The sequence below is a fragment of the Pseudomonas sp. OST1909 genome (assembly GCF_015277575.1).
Taxonomy (GTDB): Bacteria; Pseudomonadota; Gammaproteobacteria; order Pseudomonadales; family Pseudomonadaceae; genus Aquipseudomonas; species Aquipseudomonas synxantha_A.
In genome coordinates this window covers 2,154,113-2,177,604 of record NZ_CP063780.1, presented here as the reverse complement: position 1 = coordinate 2,177,604, position 23,492 = coordinate 2,154,113, and the positions used below count along the sequence as shown (strand labels likewise).

Annotated in this window: 19 protein-coding genes; 1 reads left to right on the top strand and 18 read right to left on the bottom strand. The window is 54.7% G+C overall.

What is annotated here, in order from left to right:
- Positions 1-15: 15 nt before the first annotated feature.
- From IH404_RS09550 to mtnA, 18 genes are all read right to left on the bottom strand, one after another.
- Positions 16-969, bottom strand: coding sequence for an NAD-dependent epimerase/dehydratase family protein (locus tag IH404_RS09550; RefSeq protein ID WP_005786327.1), 954 nt, complete (start codon positions 967-969; stop codon positions 16-18).
- Positions 966-2,072 (bottom strand): glycosyltransferase family 4 protein, encoded by a 1,107-nt coding sequence (locus IH404_RS09545; protein ID WP_032803816.1) that lies wholly within the window; start codon positions 2,070-2,072, stop codon positions 966-968. Before IH404_RS09545 ends, IH404_RS09550 begins: the two co-directional genes overlap by 4 nt.
- Before the next feature lie 120 nt (positions 2,073-2,192).
- Positions 2,193-3,290 carry a glycosyltransferase gene (locus IH404_RS09540; RefSeq protein ID WP_194440337.1) on the bottom strand — a complete coding sequence of 366 codons (1,098 nt, stop codon included), beginning with the start codon at positions 3,288-3,290 and terminating at the stop codon, positions 2,193-2,195.
- Positions 3,287-4,075 carry a glycosyltransferase family 2 protein gene (locus IH404_RS09535; RefSeq protein WP_194440336.1) on the bottom strand — a complete coding sequence of 263 codons (789 nt, stop codon included), beginning with the start codon at positions 4,073-4,075 and terminating at the stop codon, positions 3,287-3,289. The genes IH404_RS09540 and IH404_RS09535 overlap by 4 nt, the downstream gene beginning before the upstream one ends.
- Positions 4,072-5,319: an oligosaccharide flippase family protein gene (locus IH404_RS09530; RefSeq protein WP_005786319.1), complete on the bottom strand. Its 1,248-nt coding sequence runs from the start codon at positions 5,317-5,319 to the stop codon at positions 4,072-4,074. The genes IH404_RS09535 and IH404_RS09530 overlap by 4 nt, the downstream gene beginning before the upstream one ends.
- Before the next feature lies 1 nt (position 5,320).
- Positions 5,321-6,541: a hypothetical protein gene (locus IH404_RS09525; RefSeq protein WP_194440335.1), complete on the bottom strand. Its 1,221-nt coding sequence runs from the start codon at positions 6,539-6,541 to the stop codon at positions 5,321-5,323.
- A gap of 287 nt (positions 6,542-6,828) precedes the next feature.
- Positions 6,829-8,106 (bottom strand): hypothetical protein, encoded by a 1,278-nt coding sequence (locus IH404_RS09520; RefSeq protein WP_005786315.1) that lies wholly within the window; start codon positions 8,104-8,106, stop codon positions 6,829-6,831.
- 335 nt (positions 8,107-8,441) lie between these two features.
- Complete coding sequence (locus IH404_RS09515) at positions 8,442-8,672, bottom strand: LapA family protein (protein WP_005786313.1); 231 nt, start codon at positions 8,670-8,672, stop codon at positions 8,442-8,444.
- A gap of 25 nt (positions 8,673-8,697) precedes the next feature.
- On the bottom strand, positions 8,698-8,994 hold the full coding sequence (gene ihfB / locus IH404_RS09510; protein WP_003189779.1) for an integration host factor subunit beta: 297 nt from the start codon (positions 8,992-8,994) through the stop codon (positions 8,698-8,700).
- 131 nt (positions 8,995-9,125) lie between these two features.
- Positions 9,126-9,410 carry a hypothetical protein gene (locus tag IH404_RS09505; RefSeq protein WP_005786306.1) on the bottom strand — a complete coding sequence of 95 codons (285 nt, stop codon included), beginning with the start codon at positions 9,408-9,410 and terminating at the stop codon, positions 9,126-9,128.
- Positions 9,411-9,570: 160 nt separating this feature from the next.
- Positions 9,571-11,256, bottom strand: coding sequence for a 30S ribosomal protein S1 (gene rpsA / locus IH404_RS09500; RefSeq protein WP_005786304.1), 1,686 nt, complete (start codon positions 11,254-11,256; stop codon positions 9,571-9,573).
- A gap of 120 nt (positions 11,257-11,376) precedes the next feature.
- On the bottom strand, positions 11,377-12,066 hold the full coding sequence (gene cmk, locus IH404_RS09495; RefSeq protein ID WP_005786302.1) for a (d)CMP kinase: 690 nt from the start codon (positions 12,064-12,066) through the stop codon (positions 11,377-11,379).
- Positions 12,063-14,273: a bifunctional prephenate dehydrogenase/3-phosphoshikimate 1-carboxyvinyltransferase gene (locus tag IH404_RS09490; protein WP_242462668.1), complete on the bottom strand. Its 2,211-nt coding sequence runs from the start codon at positions 14,271-14,273 to the stop codon at positions 12,063-12,065. The genes cmk and IH404_RS09490 overlap by 4 nt, the downstream gene beginning before the upstream one ends.
- Positions 14,274-14,301: 28 nt before the next feature.
- Positions 14,302-15,414: a histidinol-phosphate transaminase gene (gene hisC, locus IH404_RS09485; RefSeq protein WP_194440333.1), complete on the bottom strand. Its 1,113-nt coding sequence runs from the start codon at positions 15,412-15,414 to the stop codon at positions 14,302-14,304.
- Positions 15,415-15,423: 9 nt separating this feature from the next.
- Complete coding sequence (gene pheA, locus IH404_RS09480; RefSeq protein ID WP_003172650.1) at positions 15,424-16,518, bottom strand: prephenate dehydratase; 1,095 nt, start codon at positions 16,516-16,518, stop codon at positions 15,424-15,426.
- Entirely contained in the window at positions 16,518-17,603 is a 1,086-nt protein-coding gene (serC, locus tag IH404_RS09475; protein WP_005786296.1) for a 3-phosphoserine/phosphohydroxythreonine transaminase, read from the bottom strand. The genes pheA and serC overlap by 1 nt, the downstream gene beginning before the upstream one ends.
- 245 nt (positions 17,604-17,848) lie before the next feature.
- Complete coding sequence (gyrA, locus tag IH404_RS09470) at positions 17,849-20,503, bottom strand: DNA gyrase subunit A (protein ID WP_005786294.1); 2,655 nt, start codon at positions 20,501-20,503, stop codon at positions 17,849-17,851.
- A gap of 424 nt (positions 20,504-20,927) precedes the next feature.
- Positions 20,928-21,998 carry an S-methyl-5-thioribose-1-phosphate isomerase gene (gene mtnA / locus IH404_RS09465; protein ID WP_005786292.1) on the bottom strand — a complete coding sequence of 357 codons (1,071 nt, stop codon included), beginning with the start codon at positions 21,996-21,998 and terminating at the stop codon, positions 20,928-20,930.
- A gap of 109 nt (positions 21,999-22,107) precedes the next feature.
- Here mtnA and IH404_RS09460 point away from each other — a divergent pair, with 109 nt between their 5' ends.
- Positions 22,108-23,439, top strand: coding sequence for a TRZ/ATZ family hydrolase (locus IH404_RS09460; RefSeq protein WP_194440332.1), 1,332 nt, complete (start codon positions 22,108-22,110; stop codon positions 23,437-23,439).
- Positions 23,440-23,492: the final 53 nt, after the last annotated feature.

The window sequence follows — 23,492 nt, the reverse complement described above, 5'->3', positions numbered from 1 at the left end:
ATAATTCGAAGTGAATCACTTTAATAAACGGAACTTTCGGCCTGTTTCGACCAAAGCATTACTGGCTTCTTTCGCAGGAACCCAATTCAATAATGTTTGAGCTTTGGCAGCATCCACAACCAATGACCTACACAACTGCGTATATAACGATCGCTTCCCGAGTGCGCTGGCGACCGAACGTATTACAGTGTCAGGAAGGCTGAACAATTTTTCTTTTCGCTCCATGCCCGAGGCGAGAAGTTTGATAATTTCACCAATGGAAAAATCATCTCCGTCAGAAATTAAAAATAGTTCGTTTGCAGCCAAAGGGTGCTCAATACACAGCTCAACGAAATCCACCAGATTATCCAGCGCTATCATGCTGCGCTTGTTTTTCACGGCGGCGAAGGGTAACGGCAATCCAGACGCTATCAGCTTCAGGAGACGATTAAAATTACCTGGCGCTTCAGCGGCATACACTAAAGGAGGCCGGATAACTGTCAACTCCATCGCCTCTGCAGCAAGTAACTCTGCTAGCGTGTGCTCTGCTTTTAATTTCGAGCGGGCATATTCTGCATGCGGCCGGGGCTCATCGCTCTCAGTAAAACCACACTTATCCGTCTCCGCACCATTTACTCCAATAGAGCTAATGAATATAAACCGACGGACACCTGCTTTTATCGATTGCTTTGCTAAATTAACGGCACCTTCGACATTTATTCGTTCAAACTCCGTAACTGGATCTTCGCTCCCCGCATTCAACACATGCGCGCGCGCGGCCAGATGGATAACGGTATCAACGCCTTGCAGGGCACGATCCCAGTCAGTATTACCGTCTACCTCACCGGTCGAAAACATCTGGATATCAGATGGCACATCAGTAGAGGGCCTGCGGGAAGAGCCGACAACTGAGTATTTGGCTAAACTGACGAGGTGCCCGGATAACGCCCGCCCAATAAAGCCATTCGCACCAGTAATAAGGATTTTCATTTAGTCCTGTCTAACACTTTCTGGTAAATTTTCAGAATTTTATCCAACATAATATCGAAAGTAAAATTTGTGCGATATCTGTATTGACCTGAAATGCCTTGTTTTTTTCGAAGCTCAGCGGATTTAATCAATTGCGTCAATGCGTCGATCAGCCCTTGCTGGTCCCCACGCTCTACCACGAAACCGTTATCACCATTCGCAACCAGCTCCGACACCCCTCCGACGTTAGAGGCGATGACTGCAAGTCCACTGCGCATAGCCTCCAATATAGTCAGCGGCAGCCCTTCCCAGTCAGAAATCAAGACGAAAATGTCAGATCGTGAAAGCCTGATCGGAACGTCATCACAAGCCCCGGAAAACACCACCTTCTCGCTAATTCCCAGCTGTGCCGCCAATTTCCGGGCGTTCGCAAGTGAAGGGCCGTCGCCCACCAATTCAAGCTCCCAGTTTTTGGCTTCCACTTTTGCAAGCGCTTCCAATAGAAATTTTTGGTTTTTGGGTACTTCGAACCTTGCAACCATGATCAAGCGTATTTGATCAGACTCGGTAAAGCCGACTCTATTGGAACAGACCTCGGGCATACCATTGTGGATGGTCAGAACAGTATCTTCATCGCCCACTTTGGCCTTCAAGGCAAGTTGCCTGTCAAACTCGGAAACCGTAAGAATCTGGTCTGAGAAACGAGCCATGATCCTCTCAATATTACGGTATACGAAACGACGCTTTTCAGACACGCCCTCCGTAAAAGCCCAACCATGTGCCGTAAAGATCGCTGGCAAACCAAGACTCTTAGCGGCCAGTCTGCCGAGGATGCCAGCCTTGGAGGAGTGCAAGTGGACGAGATCGGGTTTTAGCTTGGAAAGCATCGCTCTCAGTTCAAAGAAGGCGCGAATATCCTTTCCAGGACTGATTTCACGAACGAGATATTTCAATGAATAGCACGACAGCCCCAGATCCCGCGCTCGAGAGTTAAAGACGCCCTCGCCACCCACGAGGATATCAACGCTATGACCTGCTTTAGATGAGCCCAGCGCCAAATCAAGGAGATGCACACTGGCGCCACCTATAACATCCGAACGAGTTATGACATAAACAATTTTCACACTACGCACCTTTTCAAATAACTTGCCCAAGCCCAAATTACCGGATCCAGAGATTGGCTATTTCTCATCGATGTGATCACACTAAAAACCACTCGAGGATTGCTGATAACCAAAATATCCTCAGGCCTTGGGCTGGGCATATAACTCCTCCCACCTACCAATCACAGACTCCATGGAAAAGTTATCAAGTACTCTTGATCTTGCCGAAGTGACGAGTGACTTTTTTTGCTCTGGAGGTAGATCAAGTGCCGAGTTGATAGCTTGACGTAGCGCCTCAGGATTGAATGGTTCAACAAGATAGCCGCTACCACCCAGCACCTCTTTCACCCCTCCGCAATCTGTGGCAACCACTAACGTTTCGCACGACATCGCTTCAGCGACGACTAACCCAAAGCCTTCCCATGCAGAAGACAAAATATAGACATCCGCAGCGCTGTAGAATGCCGGAACGTCGTCGCGTCGCCCGAAAAAACTTATCTTTTCGCTCAGGTTGGCTTTGTTAGCATATAGCGTGAGATCAGCAGCCAAGGGGCCGTCGCCTACTATCCACAAACGTACATTGTCGTGATCTTGTGAAACCAGTGTGAACGCATCTAATAGACAGGGATAGTTTTTGGCTTCAACCAGACGGCCGACTGCCAAGAGAACTCTAATAGAAGGATCCACAGACTCTCTGGCACGAACTTGATTGCGCACCGATTCATCAAACACAAAACGTTCCGTATCTATACCGTTGGGTACAAATACCATACGCCCGACAGGCGAAGCGCCTTTCGCAATAAGCATATCAACCGCTTCCTGGCTTACATTCGTTGTGAGATCAGCCAAAAAATCAGTCAGACGGTAAGCCAGCATTTTCAGCTTACCTCCTTCATTTGAACTATGTGCCGTACAAATCAGCCTGGGAACTCTCACAACTGAACGAACCATTCTGGCTATTAAATTCGCATGCACCATGTGGCTGTGCAATACATCTGGTTTAAATCGCTTAATTAATTTGACCAGATTATTAATTGCACGCACCATCCCGAAGATGGTTTTATTACCATTTAGAGCCACCACCGTTACATCGGGCGCCTCTGGAAGCACATCCGCGTCGCCTGTCAAATAAGCAATCACGACGTTATGTCCTCGTGCGCTCATCCGGTCAGCCAGATTTACGACTTGCTTCTCGGCCCCGCCCATCCCCAACCCAGTGATAAAATATAATATATTCATCGAGGCCGCCCTAGAAGCATATACAAAAGGCACTGTACGGATCTGATTAAATTCTTTAACTTATAATATACTGTTTTCTCACGCAAAAATTGCGACCAGTAATAAGTAAAGAAGCCTTTTGGATTAGCTCTTAAATGGCGTGAAAAATTACGACTGTATCCATCTTCCAGATAATCGCAGAGATAAATTATTTTTCGTGTAAAAAAGATGATATCGCCCGCGTCCCCCAATTTATTCCAGATATATAGTTCTGGAACAAATTTCTCGTTCTTGAATATGGGAAACGGAAATGCTGACATCACGTCAGTTCTAAATATGTAAGCCAAGTCACCCTTGAATAACTTGCCAGCTTCAGTCGGCGTCGAGACAAAGCTCTGCTCGACCGTGCTTAACTCATTACCAAGCAACTCACCACTGAAATACGCCTTTCGATAGCACAACCCCACTGTCTTATCAGTCGCGGTTGCGATTGAGGTATTTATCGTTTCAACGGCGTCAGACACCAGTGCATCATCGCTGTCTACTATAAAGATCCAGTTTGTTTTCGCAGCTGCTACCCCGCTATTAATAGCTGCGTGCTTTCCAGCATTACTTTGCCGTACCGCTGTCAGCGTGAAGCCTAGGTCTTTCTTTTTTAGCTCTTCAATGAAATTCTGAGTTTCATCTGAGCTGCCGTCGTCTATCACCACCCACTCAAACTCTTTTGAGCTTTGTTCAAGCAAGCTCTTGAGTAGCCGAGGGAGAGTACTGTAACGATTATATGTCGCCGTTAAAATTGTTATCACTCAGTGCGCCCCTCAAGATAAGTGACCGGCTTATATCGATAAGACAATACAAGAAACGTCACGCACAACATGACTTCCGCCAAAATAAACCCAAGCACGATACCATTGACATAATAGTTAATCGACAACAGACTTGCCAGAAGTATCGACACTACCGAGAACAAAAGCATTGCAGAACTCGCAACTTTGTCCATACCGCGAGGTATAAGCATGCACAAACCCAATGCTTGATTAGTCATTCTAAAAGGGATTATCCATACAAAAATCTGCAAGGTCGTCGTCGCCTGCTCGAAATCAGCCCCCAATAGTTTGTTTATCAGAAACCCACCAGCTACGGAAATGGAAAGTGCACTTACGCACCCCAGCAAGAACATCAACCCGACAATGATCCAGGAGAGCCTTGATGCTGATTTTGCAGAGGAAAGGTACTGTCTATTCAAATACGGAAAAAACCCAATGAGGACTGGATTTATAAAACCCACAAATCCTCTTATGATTTTTTCAGCAGGAACATATCCTGAAACGGCGACTTTTCCGCAGAGCAGTCCTACAAGAGCAGGCCCAGCGCTAAGCAGAATATTGTTTGAGCTCTTATAGATGAAAACGTGAAACCCTTTGCAAATCTGAAGCCATCCACCTGACAAGCTGAACCGAACGCGGCATCCATTTCGGTAGCACAAATAATTTCCGAGCACTGTATTTGCCAATGCAAATGTGGCTAAAATCGATAACGCCACCAATGCGTCACCTGGGTCGTGAACAAAAATAAATAAGCATATAAGGCTTGCGACCCGCAGACCTACTTCTAAAAAGACCACAAGCGCAATTTTCTCAAGCCCTTGAAAAAACCAAAACGGGCTAAACCCAAAAGCTATAAAGTACAGAAAACCCAAGCCTATTACTTCAAGCTCGAAGGTCTGTGAATTGATAAACATATAAAAACACAGTGCCGCGATGCTTATAACCGATGAAATTATCAGCTTCGCGGACAGCACCTCACCAAAGACCCTAGACAGTACCGTCACATCAGTCTTCGCCAAAGAGACTTGTCTGGCAGCACTCAACGAAAAACCGTATTCAACAACAAGTGAAGACAGTAAAGCAATTGATTGGACCAGTACGACCTTGCCGTATTCCTGTACACCCAATGAACGCGCCAGTACCGGAATCTCCAGAATAGGCACCAAATAACCAAAGAGCTGTACAACAAAAAGCAGGCTCATATTTTTAAATACGGTGAACACGTTATCGCCCTATCTGCTTGTCATACATAATATTCACCACCCCGGCATTGTCATACTTGTAAATACGAGACAACCAGGACACCATCAGAATCCAATAGCCCCATTCTGACATCTCAGTACTCAGCGGGTGAAAGAGCATAATAAAAATATAACAAAGAACGCCCAACACTGCGGCAAACTTAAAGAATATATTCTTATTTAAATCAGAACCGTCCACCAGCGACAACAAGAAAAACACAAACGGCATTAGCATTAAAAATAAAAGTGCCAACTCACCCAGTACACCCACATCACCCAGCATGCCCAAATACACATTATGGATAACAATATTTTCCCCATCCACCACGCTAAATGAACTGCCGAATCCGCACCCGAATGGAAAGCATTTTTGGACGTTTGATATCCCATCTTGTATCATCGCCGACCTGACTGGATCGCCCTCAAACAAACGATTCAAGACCAACAATGAATCATGATTCGTCAGGTCAATATTTGAAGAGAGCAGCACACAAACCCCTGCGATCAAGCACAGTATTGCGACCAGTAGCGTCCTGATAGGGAAAATCAAAAAGCGCAAAAGAAAAAAGGAACATACAACGATCGCAAACCATAGAAAACCGGTGCGACTGGAGTCCGCCAGCAATATATACACCGACGCCATTAAAATGAGGCCAGCAAAAAGTGCATTTTTAATACGCGTCGTGAGTAACATCGCAATAATGTAGGGCGCAAAGAAAGCACACACCTTCCACATTACCCCTGGGTAGGCAAATTCACTGCCTTGCCGACCGTCACCCAATTGAATATAGAGGTCGGTAAAAAAGAATTTCGACAGCATAAATACAACAAGACTCACCACAATCGAAATCGAAGCAATCTTATAAAAGTCGTCCAACTCCAGCAAACCCGAACAGCTATATATCACGAGAAACAATATATAAATAGCTATGAATTTGACACCTTGATAAGCGGTATAGATATCCGAATTAATTACTCCGGAGATCATAAAAGCTAGCGTCATCAACGTAAAACCGAGGGTAATAGAGCTTACTTCTGGCGACAACTTCACTCTGCCGCCGCTACCATAAATCCCAAATACTAGTACTCCCCCCCACAGCAACCAGTAGTTAAGCGAACCAATAATATTCCTAGTGTCACCCAAGGTCACGAGTACGCTGGCTGCCAGCACGGCCAGGAAGGCGTAACGCTTATTAGTTTTCATATCGACCTCAGAATACGCTCAGTTGAAGCATGCGCCGGTTGCCAATCGAGCCATTCTCAGGTACCGATTAGATGAAGGGGACCACTAGAGCAAGCCATAGGCCCGACAGCGAGTAAAAACAATTTTACACTGCAATCGAGGCTTCTATCTAGGATCTTCTGCTGGGTCAAGGCTAAGAAAACCAACACTACAACAGATGGCAATTTGCCTCTAGGATAAGGGGGTGCGATTTTTACGCTTGACCCCCCGATCGAAACCCATCCTATATTGTATAATTGAAGAACTTGCTAAAGATCCGGCTCGCGCAATGCGTGCTTTATTATCCGGAAGAAAGCGATTGCAAACCCAACAACAAGACCAAGCAGTAATCCACCGATTATCAGCAAGGGACGATTCGGGCTTATCGGGGAAGTTGGCTCTAGTGCTTCTTTATCAATAGCCACAAGCTTAAGATTACTCATATCCTTATTCACACTCAGCAATCGTGCTTTCTCTGCGCGTAATGGCTGCACATCTGTCAGAAACAATTCATCCTTCACGCGACTCTTCAACACCTCAATCTCTCTATTGGACTCCAACAACTTTAATTCTTTGGCAATTTGAGAGATCCGTCGCTCAGTGAAATCATTAGACTTTCGCTGTAGCAAGACTGCGCGCTCAGCTTCAAGCGCATTGACACCCATGAAATACAATGGAATCTGCTGATTGTTGATTTCCGTTCTCATGCTGACAGAACCGGAATGTGCATCATCACCCACGGAGGTAGGTGAAGCAGGCATCATAATATTCAGTTTTTTGGCAATTGTTATGGCCTCATTAAGCTCGGCAATTCGATTCGAATTTAAGCTATGAAGCTGCGTCCGCAGCCCTTGAAGCTCGTCTTGTAGCTGAGCTCGGCGAATTCTATCTGACTCGGAAAGGGATGCAATTCGTGCCTCTTTCCACGTGTCATAGCTTGAACGGGCTGCGGCCAACCTGCCGTCGATCTCCTTTAAACGGTTATTGATAATAACCGTCAAGTCGGCCGATATATGATCACGCTCATTCGCTATTGCATACTCTACAAAACCATTGAGTATTGAAACGCCATCAATCCCCTTTGGGTAGGTCAACTCAAGTTTCAAATAAGAACTAAGCGAGTCAGCTTTATCTTTATCGGACAACATCAAACTTATAGATTTTTTATTGAACTCTTCGAACGTCTGCTGAAGATTACGTCCAGGGCGCACAAACCCCTCAAAGAGCTTTTGATTGGATCTAAAAAAACCCATGCGAATCTCGTATGACTCTAAGGCCATACCTACCCTTACCAATGCTTCACCAGGAGGTAAAACGTAAACTTCCGAGCGGTTAAGCGCATCCAATTCATTAATCGCAGCAGGCCTAAGCACACTGCTCACCTTGTATTCTGGCGTGACCGAAAATGCATAAATCGCAAAAACTGAAGAAATCAGTGCGCCCACTGAAAAAATAATGATTTTTTGACGCCAGAGGCTTGTTACAAGCGCTAACGAGTCAAATTTTTTATGCTGGGGGATGAGAACGGAGCGTAAGCTACTACTCACAACAAAAACCTGCCTTCAAAGAGAAACTGCGGGCTCGTTATGCAAAACAGATTGTGTATTTTCTTATTTTAATTGGATTATCGTCAAAACCCTGCGTCTCTGCCGAATTTCGAGCGCACAAAATGCCTGTTATCGAGAACAGATTCCATTTTGCCATCTCTCAGACATTTTACAAGTCTTGACATGTATGTAGGGCGATTCTGAATTTGCCAAGGAACTGTCGCAATCTACGGGTTGCGCCAATAGGCACCGGCAGCGATTCATAATCCTTGAACGGCATGAGATTTCTGACAAGCGGTCACGATCACCGCTTATCCAATCCCTGCCCAAGACAATCAAGCAATCGACTTATTCTGACGCCTACGTACAAACACTCCCAATACTGGCCCAATCAACATCCCAACAATCAAAGCCACCACCACAAACACCGCCACCGGCATCTGCGCAGTACTCCAACCCAGGAACGACAGCGCCACACCCTGCTGGTTCTCCAGCACAAATGCCAAGACCACCAAAGCTGCAAGCACTGCAATCAATACCGCAACAACGCGCTTAACCCCACGCATACCCTTCTCCTTCCCCCAAAAACACTCAGACGCCTTCTTCCTCTTCTTCGTTCACCCGATCACGCAATTCCTTGCCCGGTTTGAAGTGGGGCACGAATTTGCCATCGAGGCTGACGGATTGGCCGGTTTTTGGGTTGCGGCCTACGCGCGGTGCGCGGTAGTGCAGTGAGAAACTGCCGAAGCCACGGATTTCGATGCGGTCTCCGGTAGCGAGGCATTGGGACATTTGCTCAAGCATGGTCTTGATAGCCAGCTCCACATCCTTGGATGAGAGCAGCCCTTGATGGGTGACAATTCGTTCGATCAACTCCGACTTCGTCATATTTTTCCCTTCTTTTTCAAGCAGCTAGGAAAAGCGCTTCGAAGGTTTTAGCATGACTTGATGAATTTGAACAGCCCATGTGTAAACTTATCTGCCGACCGCATAAACACCTTCAGCCACCCTACTGTTACTCATTTACAGATCACCAACATCGTCCGCGTCACTGCGCCAGCCGGGTTCCAGCCGAACAGGTAGTCACCCTCTTCATCCTCTGCATCACTGGAGCGAGTGATGACTTTGTAGCCCTGCATCTTGCACTCACGGGCAGCACGCTTCTCGCACTTCTCCCATTTATTACCCAAGCCAGAGCAGTCGATCTCGATGCCACTGACGCCTCGCTTGGCGTGCGTCTTGGCGCTGGTGGAGGAGCAGCCGGCAAGCACTACCAATGCAAGTATTACGATAATCCTGTTCATTCAAACCCTTATTGAGTCAGCAACGCGAAATAGCCGCTTCAAAGACTATAGTCAGTTCTGACATTGGGCTGAACGCCTTCGTTCGATGCAGTTGCTTCATCAAATTTCAGGCGCAAAAAAGGGCGACCGAGGTCGCCCTTTTTCAACAGCTTTACAGAACTTAGTTCTGCTTGGCCATTGCCTGGCGCAGCAGTGCCGCCATGGTGGTGTCAGCAGCAGCTTCCGGAGCAGCTTCTTTCAAGCTCTGGATAGCTTCTTTCTCTTCCACTTCGTCTTTCGACTTGATGGAGAGTTGGATCACGCGGCTCTTGCGATCAACGCTGATGATCTTGGCTTCTACTTCCTGGCCTTCTTTCAGAACGTTGCGCGCGTCTTCAACGCGGTCACGGCTGATTTCGGAGGCTTTCAGAGTCGCTTCGATATCGTCGGCCAGAGTGATGATGGCGCCTTTAGCGTCAACTTCTTTCACAGTGCCCTTAACGATTGCGCCTTTGTCGTTCTCTTGAACGTACTCGGAGAACGGATCGCTTTCCAGTTGCTTGATACCCAGGGAGATGCGCTCGCGCTCTGGGTCAACCGACAGGATAACGGTGTCCAGCTCGTCGCCCTTCTTGAAACGACGAACAGCTTCTTCGCCAACTTCGTTCCAGGAGATGTCGGACAGGTGAACCAGGCCGTCGATGCCGCCGTCCAGACCAATGAAGATACCGAAATCGGTGATCGACTTGATGGTGCCGGAGATTTTATCGCCCTTGTTGAACTGGCCAGAGAAATCTTCCCATGGGTTAGATTTGCACTGCTTGATGCCCAGGGAGATACGACGACGCTCTTCGTCGATGTCCAGAACCATAACTTCCACTTCGTCGCCGACTTGTACGACTTTCGAAGGATGGATGTTCTTGTTGGTCCAGTCCATTTCGGAAACGTGTACCAAGCCTTCCACGCCTTCTTCCAGCTCTGCGAAGCAGCCGTAGTCGGTCAGGTTGGTAACACGCGCGGTTACGCGAGTGCTTTCTGGGTAACGGGCTTTGATAGCAACCCATGGATCTTCACCCAGTTGCTTCAGGCCCAGGGAAACACGGTTGCGTTCGCGATCGTATTTCAGAACCTTGACATCGATCTCGTCGCCAACGTTGACGATTTCGGAAGGATGCTTGATACGCTTCCAAGCCATGTCGGTAATGTGCAGCAGGCCATCGACGCCACCCAGATCGACGAATGCGCCGTAATCGGTGAGGTTCTTGACGATACCTTTGACTTGTTGGCCTTCCTGCAGGGATTCCAGCAGAGCTTCACGCTCGGCGGAGTTCTCTGCTTCCAGCACGCTGCGACGGGAAACGACAACGTTGTTGCGCTTCTGGTCGAGCTTGATGACTTTGAATTCGAGTTCTTTGCCTTCCAGGTGCGTGGTGTCGCGCACAGGACGAACGTCGACCAAAGAACCTGGCAGGAACGCACGGATGCCGTTAACGTCGACAGTGAAGCCGCCTTTAACCTTACCGTTGATAACGCCCTTGACCACTTCTTCAGCTGCGAAGGCTGCTTCGAGAACAATCCAGCATTCAGCGCGCTTGGCTTTTTCACGGGACAGCTTGGTTTCACCGAAACCGTCTTCAACCGAGTCCAGAGCAACGTGAACTTCGTCACCGACATTGATAGTCAGGTCACCAGCATCGTTGTAGAACTGTTCCAGCGGGATCAGAGCTTCAGACTTCAGACCAGCGTGAACGGTTACCCAGCGAGCTTGGTAATCGATATCAACGATAACACCGGTGATGATGGAGCCTGCCTGAAGGTTCAGGGTTTTTAGGCTTTCTTCAAAGAGTTCCGCAAAGCTTTCGCTCATTTTAATTCCTGTTGATAAGGGCGAAGAATACGCCCATCTCCACACCCCAGACGGTGTGGGTCAGTTTCAGTTAAAAGAAGCCACCGCAGGACTATGACTGGTCCCCTGCGGCCTTCTTGATCATCCGGCGATATCGCGAATGGCGATTTCACTCATGATGCGTTCCAGCACCTGTTCGATGGACAACTCCGTGGAATCCAGCTGTATGGCGTCAGCCGCCGGCTTGAGCGGGGCTACCGCACGCTGGGTATCACGCTCATCGCGTGCACGGATCTCATCTAGCAGACTCGACAGACTAACACCATCGACTTTGCCCTTCAACTGCAAGTAGCGGCGGCGCGCTCGTTCCTCGGCACTGGCCGTGAGGAATATCTTCAACGGCGCCTCGGGAAACACCACCGTGCCCATGTCGCGGCCGTCGGCTACCAGGCCCGGCGGCTCCTGGAACGCACGCTGGCGCTGCAGCAAAGCCTCACGAACCGCTGGCAAAGCAGCCACTTGGGAGGCGCCGGCACCGATGCTCTCGGTACGAATCACATCACTGACTTCGTCGCCTTCCAGAATGATGCGCTGCAGTTGACCGTCGGTCGCCGCGATGAACTGCACGTCCAGATGGGCGGCAATTTTCGTCAACAACTCTTCGTTGGTCAGGTCGACGCCATGGTTGCGCGCCGCGAATGCCAACAGGCGGTACAGCGCGCCGGAATCGAGCAGGCACCAGCCCAGGCGCTTGGCCAGGATGCCGGCGATGGTGCCTTTGCCCGAGCCGCTTGGCCCGTCGATGGTAATCACCGGTGCTTTGATATTCACAATTGAGCCTCTTGGGCAACACGAATGCCGACGTGGGCACACAGTGTAAGAAAGTTCGGAAAAGACGTAGCAACATTGGCGCAGTCACGAATACGAATCGGCGCCGCCGCCAGCAGGGAGGCCACGCTGAACGCCATGGCGATGCGGTGATCGCCATGGGCATGCACTTCGCCACCGCCTATCGGGCCACCGTCAATGATAATCCCATCAGGCGTGGGTTGGCACTTCACACCCAGGGCCAGCAGACCGTCGGCCATGACCTGGATACGGTCCGATTCCTTGAGCCGCAGCTCCTCGGCACCGCGTAATACGGTGCGCCCCTCGGCGCAGGCAGCAGCGACAAACAATACGGGAAACTCATCGATCGCCAACGGCACCAACGCCGCTGGAATCTCGATACCCTTCAAGACAGCGGCCCGGACACGCAAGTCCGCAACAGGCTCGCCACCTACCTCACGCGGATTCTCAAGACTGATATCAGCCCCCATCAGCCGCAGGATATCGATCACGCCGGTGCGGGTCGGATTGACGCCGACATGCTCAAGCAGCAGCTCGGAACCCTGGGCAATCGACGCAGCCACCAGAAAAAACGCCGCAGACGAAATATCCCCAGGCACCTCAATGTGGGCAGCCGTCAGCCGATGACCCGACTCCACCGACGCCGTCGCGCCCTCCACCGCCACCGGATAACCAAAGCCACGCAACATGCGCTCGGTATGATCGCGGGTCGGCGCAGGCTCGGTGACTGCGGTTTTACCTTGTGCATACAGACCAGCCAGCAACAGGCAGGATTTAACCTGCGCACTGGCCATCGGCAACGCGTAAGTCAGGCCCTTGAGCGTCTGCCCACCACGAATGGTCAGCGGCGGACGCCCTTCAAGACCGGTCTCGATCACCGCGCCCATTTCCCGCAGCGGCTTGGCCACGCGACTCATCGGGCGCCTGGACAGCGATGCATCACCGGTCAGGACGCTATCGAAGCTTTGCGCCGCAAGCAGACCCGCCAACAGGCGCATCGATGTACCGGAGTTACCCAGGTAGATCGGTCCTGGCGCTGCCTTCAAGCCGTGCAGGCCAACCCCATGAATAGTCACTCGCCCATGGTGCGGGCCCTCGATCACCACGCCCATGTCGCGAAACGCCTGCAAGGTCGCCAGGGCATCTTCGCCTTCAAGGAAACCGTCGACCTCCGTTACGCCGTCAGCCAATGAACCCAGCATGATCGATCGATGGGAGATCGACTTGTCACCTGGCACCCGAATGCATCCGCTCAAGCGGCCACCCGGATTGGCGATAAAAGTCAGCTCATCGGCGTTCACTGCAGTTTCCATATAGGCCCGGCGCGCCAGGATCTTGCTGAAATGCTCTCGCGCCATCCGCGCCCGGGTGAACACACCCAGTAACTGATGGCCATCACCCGCATCCACCGCATCGCGCAAGGCGTCGAGGTCACTGCGGAACGTGTCCAGGGTGCGCAACACCGCTTCGCGATTGGCGAGAAAGATGTCATGCCACATCACCGGGTCACTGCCGGCAATCCGCGTGAAATCGCGAAAACCACCGGCGGCGTAACGGAAAATCTCGAGGTTTTCGTTGCGCTTGGCCAACGAATCCACCAAGCCGAATGCCAGCAGATGGGGAAGATGGCTGGTCGCGGCCAACACTTCATCGTGGCGCTCGACCTGCATATGCTCCACATCCGCGCCCAGCTCGCGCCAGAGCCGATCCACCACGGCCAACGCCGCCGGATCAGTCTGCGCCAGTGGCGTCAGGATCACCTTATGCCGACGGAACAACTGCGCATTGGACGCTTCCACCCCGCTCTGCTCGGAACCGGCAATCGGATGGCCCGGCACAAAGCGCGGCGGCATAGCGCCAAACGCCAATTGTGCCGCGCGCACCACATTGCCTTTGGCGCTGCCGACGTCCGTAAGGATCGCCTGCCCCAGGTCCATGCCAGCCAATACGGCGAGCAATTTCTCCATGGCCAGGATCGGCACCGCAAGCTGGATCACGTCCGCACCCTGGCAAGCGATTGCCAGGTCCGCTTCACAGCGATCCACTACACCCAACTCCACCGCCAGCTTGCGCGATTGCGGGTCAAGGTCCACGCCGACTACTTCGCCACACAGCCCGCTGTCCCGCAGGCCCTTGGCGAACGAACCACCGATCAACCCCAGGCCGACCACCACCAGGCGACCGATCATAGGCACAGCAGGTTGCAATGCAGTGACATCAACCACGGGCCAGAACCTTGGCCAACGCCTCCAGGAAGCGGCTGTTCTCGGCCGGCAAACCAATGGTGATACGCAGGTGGTTCGGCATACCGTAGTTGGCCACCGGACGCACGATCACGCCTTCGCGCAACAAGCCCTGAAATACCGGTGCAGCCTCTTGGCCGAGGTCGACGCAGATGAAGTTGCCCTTGGACGGAATCCAGCCCAGGCCCAACTCGCGAAAGCCGTCCTGCAACTGCAACATGCCGCTTTCGTTAAGGCGGCGCCCTTCTTCCAGGTATTGGGCATCCTTCACCGCCGCACACGCAGCCGCCAGGGCCAGGCTGTTGACGTTGAACGGTTGGCGTACGCGGTTCAGCACATCGGCCACTACCGCTGTGGACAGGCCGTAGCCCACCCGCAACGACGCCAGGCCATAAGCCTTGGAGAAGGTGCGCGACACCAGCAGGTTCGGGTAGGCCGCGAGGAAATCCAGGCCATCGGGCAGGTCGCCGCCTTCGGCGTACTCGATGTAGGCTTCGTCCAGCACAACCAGCACATGCTCCGGCACGTTCTGCAGGAACTCGTTCAGGGCCTTCGCATCGAACCAGGTGCCGGTCGGGTTGTTCGGGTTCGCGATAAACACCACGCGGGTTTGCGCATCGATCGCTGCCAGCATCGCCGGCAGGTCGTGGCCCCAATCCTTGGCGGGAATGACGCGCGCATCAGCCCCCACGGCCTGGGTGACAATGGGGTAGACCGCAAAGGCATGTTCGCTGAATACCGCATTCAAACCGGGCGCCAGGTAGGCACGCCCGACCAGTTCAAGAATGTCGTTGGAGCCATTGCCCAGGGTCACCTGATTGAGCTCGACCCGGCATTTTTCTGCCAGCAGGGACTTGAGGGCAAAGCCATTGCCGTCGGGATAACGGGTCAGCTCGGCAAGCTCCTCCCGAATCGCCGCCAATACTTTAGGGCTCGGGCCCAGCGGGTTTTCGTTACTCGCCAGCTTGACGATCCTGGACGGGTCCAGATTCAACTCACGGGCCAGTTCGTCCACAGGCTTGCCTGGAACGTAAGGCGAGAGTTGTTGCACGCCCGGCTGAGCCAGGGCGAGGAAGTTGCCACTCATGTCAAAGCCTCACAAAACCGCTTTCGGGTAGGAGCCCAGCACTTTGAGTGCCACGGCTTCCTGACTGATCTTCTCCAGCACGCCCTTGACCAGCGGGTCGCGGTGGTGGCCGATGAAGTCGATAAAGAACACGTAGGTCCATTTACCGCTGCGCGAAGGACGAGTCTCGATGCGCGTCAGGTCAATCCCGTTGTCGTGGAATGGCACCAGCAGCTCATGCAACGCGCCGGGCTTGTTGCTCATGGAAACGATGATCGAAGTCTTGTCGTCGCCGGTTGGCGGCACTTCCTGGCTGCCGATCATCAAGAAGCGCGTGGAGTTGTCCGGGCGGTCCTCGATTTTCTCGGCCAAGCGTGTCAGCCCGTAGAGGCCCGCAGCCATATCGCCGGCAATCGCCGCCGAGTTCCACTCACCCTTGACCCGCTTGGCCGCTTCGGCGTTGCTGGACACCGCCACGCGCTCGACATTCGGGTAATGGGCGTCCAGCCACTTGCGGCACTGGGCCAGGGACTGAGCGTGAGAGTAGATACGGCTGATGCTGTCGGTCTTGGTGTTCTCGCCCACCAGCAGGTGGTGGTGAATACGCAACTCGACTTCGCCACAGATCACCATGTCGTGCTCGAGGAAGCTGTCCAGCGTGTGGTTGACCGCGCCTTCAGTGGAGTTTTCCACCGGCACCACGCCAAAATTCACCGCGCCGGCCGCCACTTCGCGGAACACTTCGTCGATGGCCGCCATCGGCTTGCTGATCACCGCGTGGCCGAAGTGCTTCATGGCCGCCGCCTGGGTGAAAGTGCCTTCAGGGCCCAGGTAGGCCACTTTCAGCGGCTGCTCAAGGGCAAGGCAAGAAGACATGATTTCACGGAACAACCGCGCCATCTCCTCATTGCCCAGCGGCCCCTTGTTGCGCTCCATCACGCGCTTTAGCACCTGGGCTTCGCGCTCAGGCCGGTAGAACACCGGCACTTCGCCTTCTGCCAGGGACGCCATTTTCACCCGAGCCACTTCCTGGGCGCAGCGCGCGCGCTCACTGATCAGCTCCAGGACCTTCTCGTCCAGGCTGTCAATGCGTACGCGCAGGGCTTTGAGTTCTTGCTCAGACATTAGCCGTGTTCCTTTTCGAACTCTGCCATGTAGGCAACCAGCGCGTTGATGGCGTGGATGTCGACAGCGTTATAAATGGAGGCGCGCATACCACCGACCGAGCGGTGGCCCTTGAGGTTCAGCAAGCCACGCTCGTCGGCGCCAGCCAGGAACGGCTTGTCCAGGCGATCATCGGCCAGGCGGAACGGCACGTTCATCCACGAGCGGTCGGTAAGGTTGATCGGGTTGCTGTACAGGCCGCTGGCGTCGATGAAGTCGTACAGGGTGCGCTTCTTCTCTTCGTTGCGCTTGCCCATCGCAGCCACACCGCCCTGCTCCTTGAGCCATTCGAAGACCAGGCCGGACAGGTACCAGGCAAACGCCGGCGGGGTGTTGTACATCGAGCCGTTATCGGCCGCGACCTTGTAGTTGAGCATGGTCGGGCACAGCGAACGGGCGCGACCGAGCAGGTCTTCGCGGATGATATTGACCAGGATGCCGCTCGGGCCGATGTTCTTTTGCGCACCGGCGTAGATCATGCCGTACCGGGACACGTCGATCGGGCGCGAGAGGATGTCCGAGGACATGTCGCACACCAGCGGAACGTCACCGACTTCAGGCACCCAATCAAATTCCAGGCCACCGATGGTTTCGTTCGCGACGTAGTGAACGTAGGCCGCGTCCTTCGTCAGCTTCCACTCGTTCTGACCTGGAATGGCGAAGTAGTCGTAGGGCTTGGCGGTACCGGCCACATTGACGTGACCGTAGCGCGAGGCTTCTTCAATGGCTTTCTGCCCCCAGATACCGGTGTCGATATAGTCGGCAGTGCCCTCTTCGGGCAACAGGTTCAGTGGGATCTGAGCGAACTGCTGGCTCGCGCCGCCTTGCAGGAACAGCACTTTGTAATTGGATGGGATGTCCAGCAAGTCGCGCAGATCCTGCTCGGCCTTGGTGGCGATGGACACGAACTCATCGCTGCGATGGCTCATTTCCATCACGGAGAGGCCTTTTCCATGCCAGTCGAGGAGTTCACCCTGCGCACGCTGCAGGACTGCTTCAGGAAGCGCCGCGGGACCGGCACAGAAGTTATAGGCTCTCTTGCTCACATCCAATCTCACTCTGATCTGGTGGGGCTGCAATCATGTTCGGCAACACCCTTTTTCTGAAGCCAACCCATGTGGGAGCTGGCTTGCCTGCGATACAGGCACCTCGGTAGTTCCAGTGATACCGCGGTGATGCTATCGCAGGCAAGCCAGCTCCCACATGGACCGCGTCCAGGCAAAGGACGTGTATTTTTCAAAGGGGACAAACAACAAGGGGGCGAATCTTCATCCGCCCCCTGTGTGTCCGCTTATTCCTGCGGTTCTTCTTCGTCTGCGGCAGCATCGAGGGTTGGCTCGTCGACGTTGTCATCGCCGGCTGCGATCACCTCGCCGTCGAACTCCTCGCCTTCCAGCTCTTCACCTTCAACTTCCGAAGGCTCCTGCACACGCTCCAGGCCGACCAGTTTTTCATCCTTGGCCAGCTTGATCAGGGTCACGCCCTGGGTGTTACGGCCCAGGCTCGACACTTCAGCCACACGGGTACGCACCAGGGTGCCCTGGTCGGAAATCAGCATGATCTCCTCGCCATCAAGCACCTGCACCGCGCCGACCAGACGGCCGTTGCGGTCGTTGCTGACCATGGCGATCACGCCCTGGCCGCCACGCTTGTACTCCGGGAACTCGCTGATGGCAGTGCGCTTGCCGTAGCCACGTTCGGAAGCGGTGAGGATCTGGCTGCCTTCTTCCGGGATCAGCATCGAAATCAGCTTCTGCCCTTCCGGCAGGCGCATGCCGCGTACACCGCGGGCGGTACGGCCCATGGCGCGCACGTCGGATTCCTTGAAGCGCGTAACCTTGCCGCCATCGGAGAACAGCATGACTTCGCGCTCGCCATCGGTAATGGCGGCGGAAATCAGTACGTCACCTTCATCCAGCTCCAGGGCGATCAGGCCCACGCTGCGTTGACGGCTGAAGGATTCCAGCGGGGTCTTCTTCACGGTGCCCTTGGCGGTGGCCATGAAGATGAAGTGACCTTCGGTGTATTCCTCGACCGGCAGCATGGTGGTGATGTATTCATCACTGTCCAGCGGCAGCAGGTTGACCAATGGGCGACCACGGGCAGCACGGGAAGCTTCCGGGATTTCGTAGGTTTTGAGCCAGTACACCTTGCCCTTGCTGGAGAACAGCAGCAGCGTGGTGTGGCTGTTGGCGACCAGCAGGTGAGCGATGTAGTCCTCATCCTTGACGCCGGTAGCCGATTTACCTTTACCGCCACGACGCTGGGCCTGATACGCAGCCAACGGCTGGGTCTTGGCATAGCCACCGTGGGAGATGGTCACGACGCGCTCTTCTTCCGGGATCATGTCACCCAGGGTCAGGTCCAGGCGCGCATCGAGGATTTCGGTGCGGCGCACGTCGCCGTACTCGGCGCGGATCACTTCCAGTTCTTCGCGGATCACTTCCATCAGGCGCACGGCGCTGCTGAGGATGCGGATCAACTCGCCGATCTGGTTGAGGATCTCCTGGTACTCGGCCAGCAGCTTCTCGTGCTCAAGACCGGTCAGGCGGTGCAGGCGCAGTTCCAGGATGGCCTGGGCCTGCTCCGGCGACAGGAAGTACTTGCCTTCGCGCAGGCCGTATTGCGGGTCCAGGGTTTCCGGACGGCAAGAATCGGCGCCTGCGCGCTCAACCATGGCCACCACGGCGCTGGATTCCCAAGGCGTGCTGATCAACGCTTCCTTGGCTTCCGACGGGGTTGGCGAGGCCTTGATCAGGGCGATCACCGGGTCGATGTTCGACAGCGCAACGGCCTGGCCTTCCAGGATGTGGCCGCGCTCGCGGGCCTTGCGCAGTTCGAACACGGTACGGCGGGTCACTACTTCACGACGGTGACGAACGAAAGCTTCCAGCAGATCCTTGAGGTTCAGGATGCGTGGGCGGCCGTCGATCAGTGCAACCACGTTGATACCAAACACGCTTTGCAGCTGGGTCTGGGCGTAGAGGTTGTTGAGGATCACCTCAGGCACTTCGCCACGACGCAGTTCGATCACCACGCGCATACCGTCTTTGTCGGACTCGTCGCGCAGTTCGGTAATGCCTTCGAGCTTCTTCTCTTTAACCAGCTCGGCGATCTTCTCGATCAGGCGCGCTTTGTTCAGCTGGTACGGGAGTTCGGTGATGACGATCTGCTGGCGGCCACCGACCTTGTCGATGTCTTCGATCATCGAACGGGCGCGCATGTAAATGCGCCCGCGACCGGTGCGGTAGGCTTCGATGATGCCGGCGCGACCGTTGATGATCGCGGCGGTCGGGAAGTCCGGGCCGGGGATGTACTGCATCAGCTCATCGACAGTCAGCTCGGGGTTGTCGATAAGGGCCAGGCAACCATCGATGACTTCACCGAGGTTGTGCGGCGGGATGTTGGTGGCCATGCCCACGGCGATACCGCTGGAGCCGTTGACCAGCAGGTTGGGGATCTTGGTGGGCATGACGGCCGGGATCATTTCGGTGCCGTCGTAGTTCGGCACCCAGTCCACGGTTTCTTTATGCAGGTCGGCCAGCAGCTCATGCGCCAGCTTGGTCATGCGCACTTCGGTGTATCGCATGGCCGCGGCGTTGTCGCCGTCGACCGAACCGAAGTTGCCCTGGCCGTCTACCAGCAGGTAGCGCAGGGAAAACGGCTGGGCCATCCGAACGATGGTGTCGTACACCGCAGTGTCGCCGTGAGGGTGATACTTACCGATCACGTCACCGACAACACGGGCAGATTTCTTGTACGGCTTGTTCCAGTCGTTACCCAGCTCGCTCATCGCGAACAGCACACGCCGGTGCACGGGCTTCAAGCCATCGCGCGCATCAGGCAGTGCCCGACCGACAATTACGCTCATCGCGTAGTCGAGGTAGGACTGTTTCAGCTCGTCTTCGATATTGACCGGGAGGATTTCTTTGGCCAGTTCGCCCATGAGAAGCCTGATTCCTTTTTCGGGTGAAACCTCGTCACATCCATTCGGGACGAACGAAGCTCGCCGCTGCCGACACAGTGCCTGACAACGACTTACGACAAATCAACGAGTTATGACACGGATCTGCGCGTTATGGGCAACCCCTCGGGGCAGCCCTGGAAACCGCCGAATGTTATCACAATCGCCGCCACGCACCTATCCCCCTGATGCGCATGGAGGCTAGTAATTTGACGGATGACAGGCTTGAAGGGGACGAGAGGGGCTCAGAGGTGGGGTGATGCTGTTTTTTGAGGATGGATCCGAGGGTTTTATTGACTTTCGGGCCCAATCGGGGGCAAGCCCCCTCCCACACTTGAATTGTGAACACAGTCAAAATGTGGGAGGGGGCTTGCCCCCGATTGCTATTTCACAGACACCACTGTCCTCAATGCAGCCGCTTACGGCACATCAACCTGGCCAATTTGGCAGTATCCGGCCGCTCGACCACGCCTTTCTCGGTCACGATCACATCAATCAGGTCGGCCGGGGTCACATCAAATACCGGATTAAACGCATCCACCTCCAGCCGCTGCCCCATGACGTCCAGCAGCTCAGCGGGATCGCGCGTCTCCAGCGCAACATCATCGCCGGTAGCCATCATCAAATCGAGCGTCGAACTCGACGCCACCACCATAAAGCGCACGCCATGATGCATGGCACAGACGGCTAGCTGATAAGTGCCGATCTTGCTGATCACGTCACCATTGGCGGCAATACAGTCAGCACCGACCACCACCCAGGTCACGCCTTTGGTCTTGAGGATATGCGCCCCGGCGGAGTCGGCATTCACCGTCACCGGGATGCCCTCGCCCGCCAACTCCCACGCCGTCAGGCGCGAGCCTTGCAGCCATGGACGGGTTTCGTTGACATAGACCTGTTCGACCAGCCCCTCCAGGAACGCCGCGCGAATCACGCCGTGGGCCGTACCGACACCGCCCGTGGCCAATGCTCCGGCGTTGCCATGGGTGAGGATCGCCTGGGCGTTGCCCTGGTGCTTGCGAATCCGCTCCATACCCAACTGGGCCATGACCACATTGGCCTCCCGGTCGCTTTCATGGATCACAATGGCCTGGGCTTCCAGCACGGCAACCGGGTCGGCGTGCTGCTTGAGGCGGTCCAGGCAGTCGCGCATATTCTTGAGTGCCCAGAACAGATTCGACCCGGTCGGGCGGCTATCGGCCAGCAGCGCGTAGTCTTCTTCCCACGCTGCCTGCCAGTCGCCACCCTCGGCAATGCGCTCACGGGCGGCCAGCACCAGGCCATAGGCGGCGCTGATGCCGATGGCCGCTGCGCCCCGCACCACCATCGAACGAATGGCCTCGGCCACCGCCGCGACGGTATGACAGGCCACCCAGCTCTCCCGGGACGGCAACACGCGCTGATCGAGCAGGTACAGCGCGCCGTCACGCCAATCGATGGCCTTCACTTTCTCTGCAGCCAACAGTCGGTCGCGCATCCCTTACCCCGCACTCATGAACAAAAGCCGCGGATTATAGCGATCCGCCAGCCAGGACGCTCGGGTATACTTCGCCCTTCTTTTATAGCTGCCTGGGAAGAAGCCTGCGATGACCTCCACTGCCGCCCCGCTCGACGTGTTGCTCTTGCCGACCTGGCTGGTACCGGTCGAACCTGCCGGCGTGGTGCTCAAAGAGCATGGTCTGGGCATCCGCGATGGGCGCATTGCCTTTATCGGCCCACGGGCCGCCGCATTGAAGCTGGCGGCCAATGAGGTGCGCGAACTGCCCGGCATGTTGCTCAGCCCCGGCTTGATCAACGCCCACGGCCATGCGGCAATGAGCCTGTTCCGTGGCTTGGCCGATGACCTGCCGTTGATGACCTGGCTGGAAAAACACATCTGGCCGGCCGAAGCCAAATGGGTCGATGAAGCCTTTGTGCGCGACGGCACCAACCTGGCCATCGCCGAACAGCTCAAGGGCGGCATCACCTGCTTCTCCGACATGTACTTCTTCCCCAAGGTCGCCAGCGATTGCGTGCACAATAGCGGTATGCGCGCGCAGATCGCCATGCCGATCCTCGACTTCCCGATTCCCGGCGCCAGCACTGCCGACGAGGCGCTTCGCCAGGGCATCGAGCTGTTCGGCGACCTCAAGCACCACCCGCGCATCAAGATCACCTTCGGCCCTCACGCGCCCTACACCGTGTGCGACGCCAACCTGGAAAAGATCCGGGTGATCGCCGAAGAGCTGGACGCCGCGATCCATATGCATGTGCATGAAACCGCCTTTGAAGTACAACAAGCCGTGGAGCAGACCGGCGAGCGGCCATTGGCGCGCCTGGGTCGCCTCGGCTTGCTCGGGCCGCGCTTCCAGGCCGTTCACATGACCCAAATCAGCGAAGAAGACCTGGCTTTGCTGGTAGAAAGCAACACCAGCGTCATCCATTGCCCGGAATCGAACCTGAAACTGGCCAGCGGCTTTTGCCCGGTTGAGCGCCTGTGGCAGGCTGGGGTCAATGTGGCCATCGGCACCGACGGCGCCGCCAGCAACAATGACCTGGACCTGCTGGGCGAAACCCGTACCGCCGCGATGCTGGCCAAGGCCGTCGCCGGCTCGGCCACCGCTCTGGACGCCCACCGTGCCCTGCGCATGGCGACGCTCAACGGTGCACGGGCCATGGGCCTGGAAAGCGAGATTGGCTCGCTGGAAGTCGGCAAGGCCGCAGATATAGTCGCCTTCGATCTGTCGGGGCTGGCGCAACAACCGATCTACGATCCGGTCTCACAGCTTATATATGCCACCGGACGCGATTGCGTGAAACACCTTTGGGTCGCCGGCAAGCCATTGCTCGACGACCGGCAATTGACCCGCATGGATGAACAACAGTTGACCGCCACGGCCATTGCCTGGGGCCAACGCATCAGCGGGCACAGCGAATAACGAAGGTGCTGAGCCCATGCGCTCGGCACCCACTCACCGATTTTTCAGATTTA

Bases quoted from the DNA above. Each gene is read 5' to 3' on its own strand.
- IH404_RS09550 (WP_005786327.1), bottom strand. From the start codon at position 969: ATGAAAATCCTTATTACTGGTGCGAATGGCTTTATTGGGCGGGCGTTA.
- IH404_RS09540 (WP_194440337.1), bottom strand. From the start codon at position 3,290: ATGAATATATTATATTTTATCACTGGGTTGGGGATGGGCGGGGCCGAG.
- IH404_RS09525 (WP_194440335.1), bottom strand. From the start codon at position 6,541: ATGAAAACTAATAAGCGTTACGCCTTCCTGGCCGTGCTGGCAGCCAGC.
- IH404_RS09515 (WP_005786313.1), bottom strand. From the start codon at position 8,672: ATGCGTGGGGTTAAGCGCGTTGTTGCGGTATTGATTGCAGTGCTTGCA.
- ihfB (WP_003189779.1), bottom strand. From the start codon at position 8,994: ATGACGAAGTCGGAGTTGATCGAACGAATTGTCACCCATCAAGGGCTG.
- IH404_RS09505 (WP_005786306.1), bottom strand. From the start codon at position 9,410: ATGAACAGGATTATCGTAATACTTGCATTGGTAGTGCTTGCCGGCTGC.
- rpsA (WP_005786304.1), bottom strand. From the start codon at position 11,256: ATGAGCGAAAGCTTTGCGGAACTCTTTGAAGAAAGCCTAAAAACCCTG.
- IH404_RS09490 (WP_242462668.1), bottom strand. From the start codon at position 14,273: ATGATCGGTCGCCTGGTGGTGGTCGGCCTGGGGTTGATCGGTGGTTCG.
- hisC (WP_194440333.1), bottom strand. From the start codon at position 15,414: ATGAGTGGCAACTTCCTCGCCCTGGCTCAGCCGGGCGTGCAACAACTC.
- pheA (WP_003172650.1), bottom strand. From the start codon at position 16,518: ATGTCTGAGCAAGAACTCAAAGCCCTGCGCGTACGCATTGACAGCCTG.
- gyrA (WP_005786294.1), bottom strand. From the start codon at position 20,503: ATGGGCGAACTGGCCAAAGAAATCCTCCCGGTCAATATCGAAGACGAG.
- mtnA (WP_005786292.1), bottom strand. From the start codon at position 21,998: ATGCGCGACCGACTGTTGGCTGCAGAGAAAGTGAAGGCCATCGATTGG.
- IH404_RS09460 (WP_194440332.1), top strand. From the start codon at position 22,108: ATGACCTCCACTGCCGCCCCGCTCGACGTGTTGCTCTTGCCGACCTGG.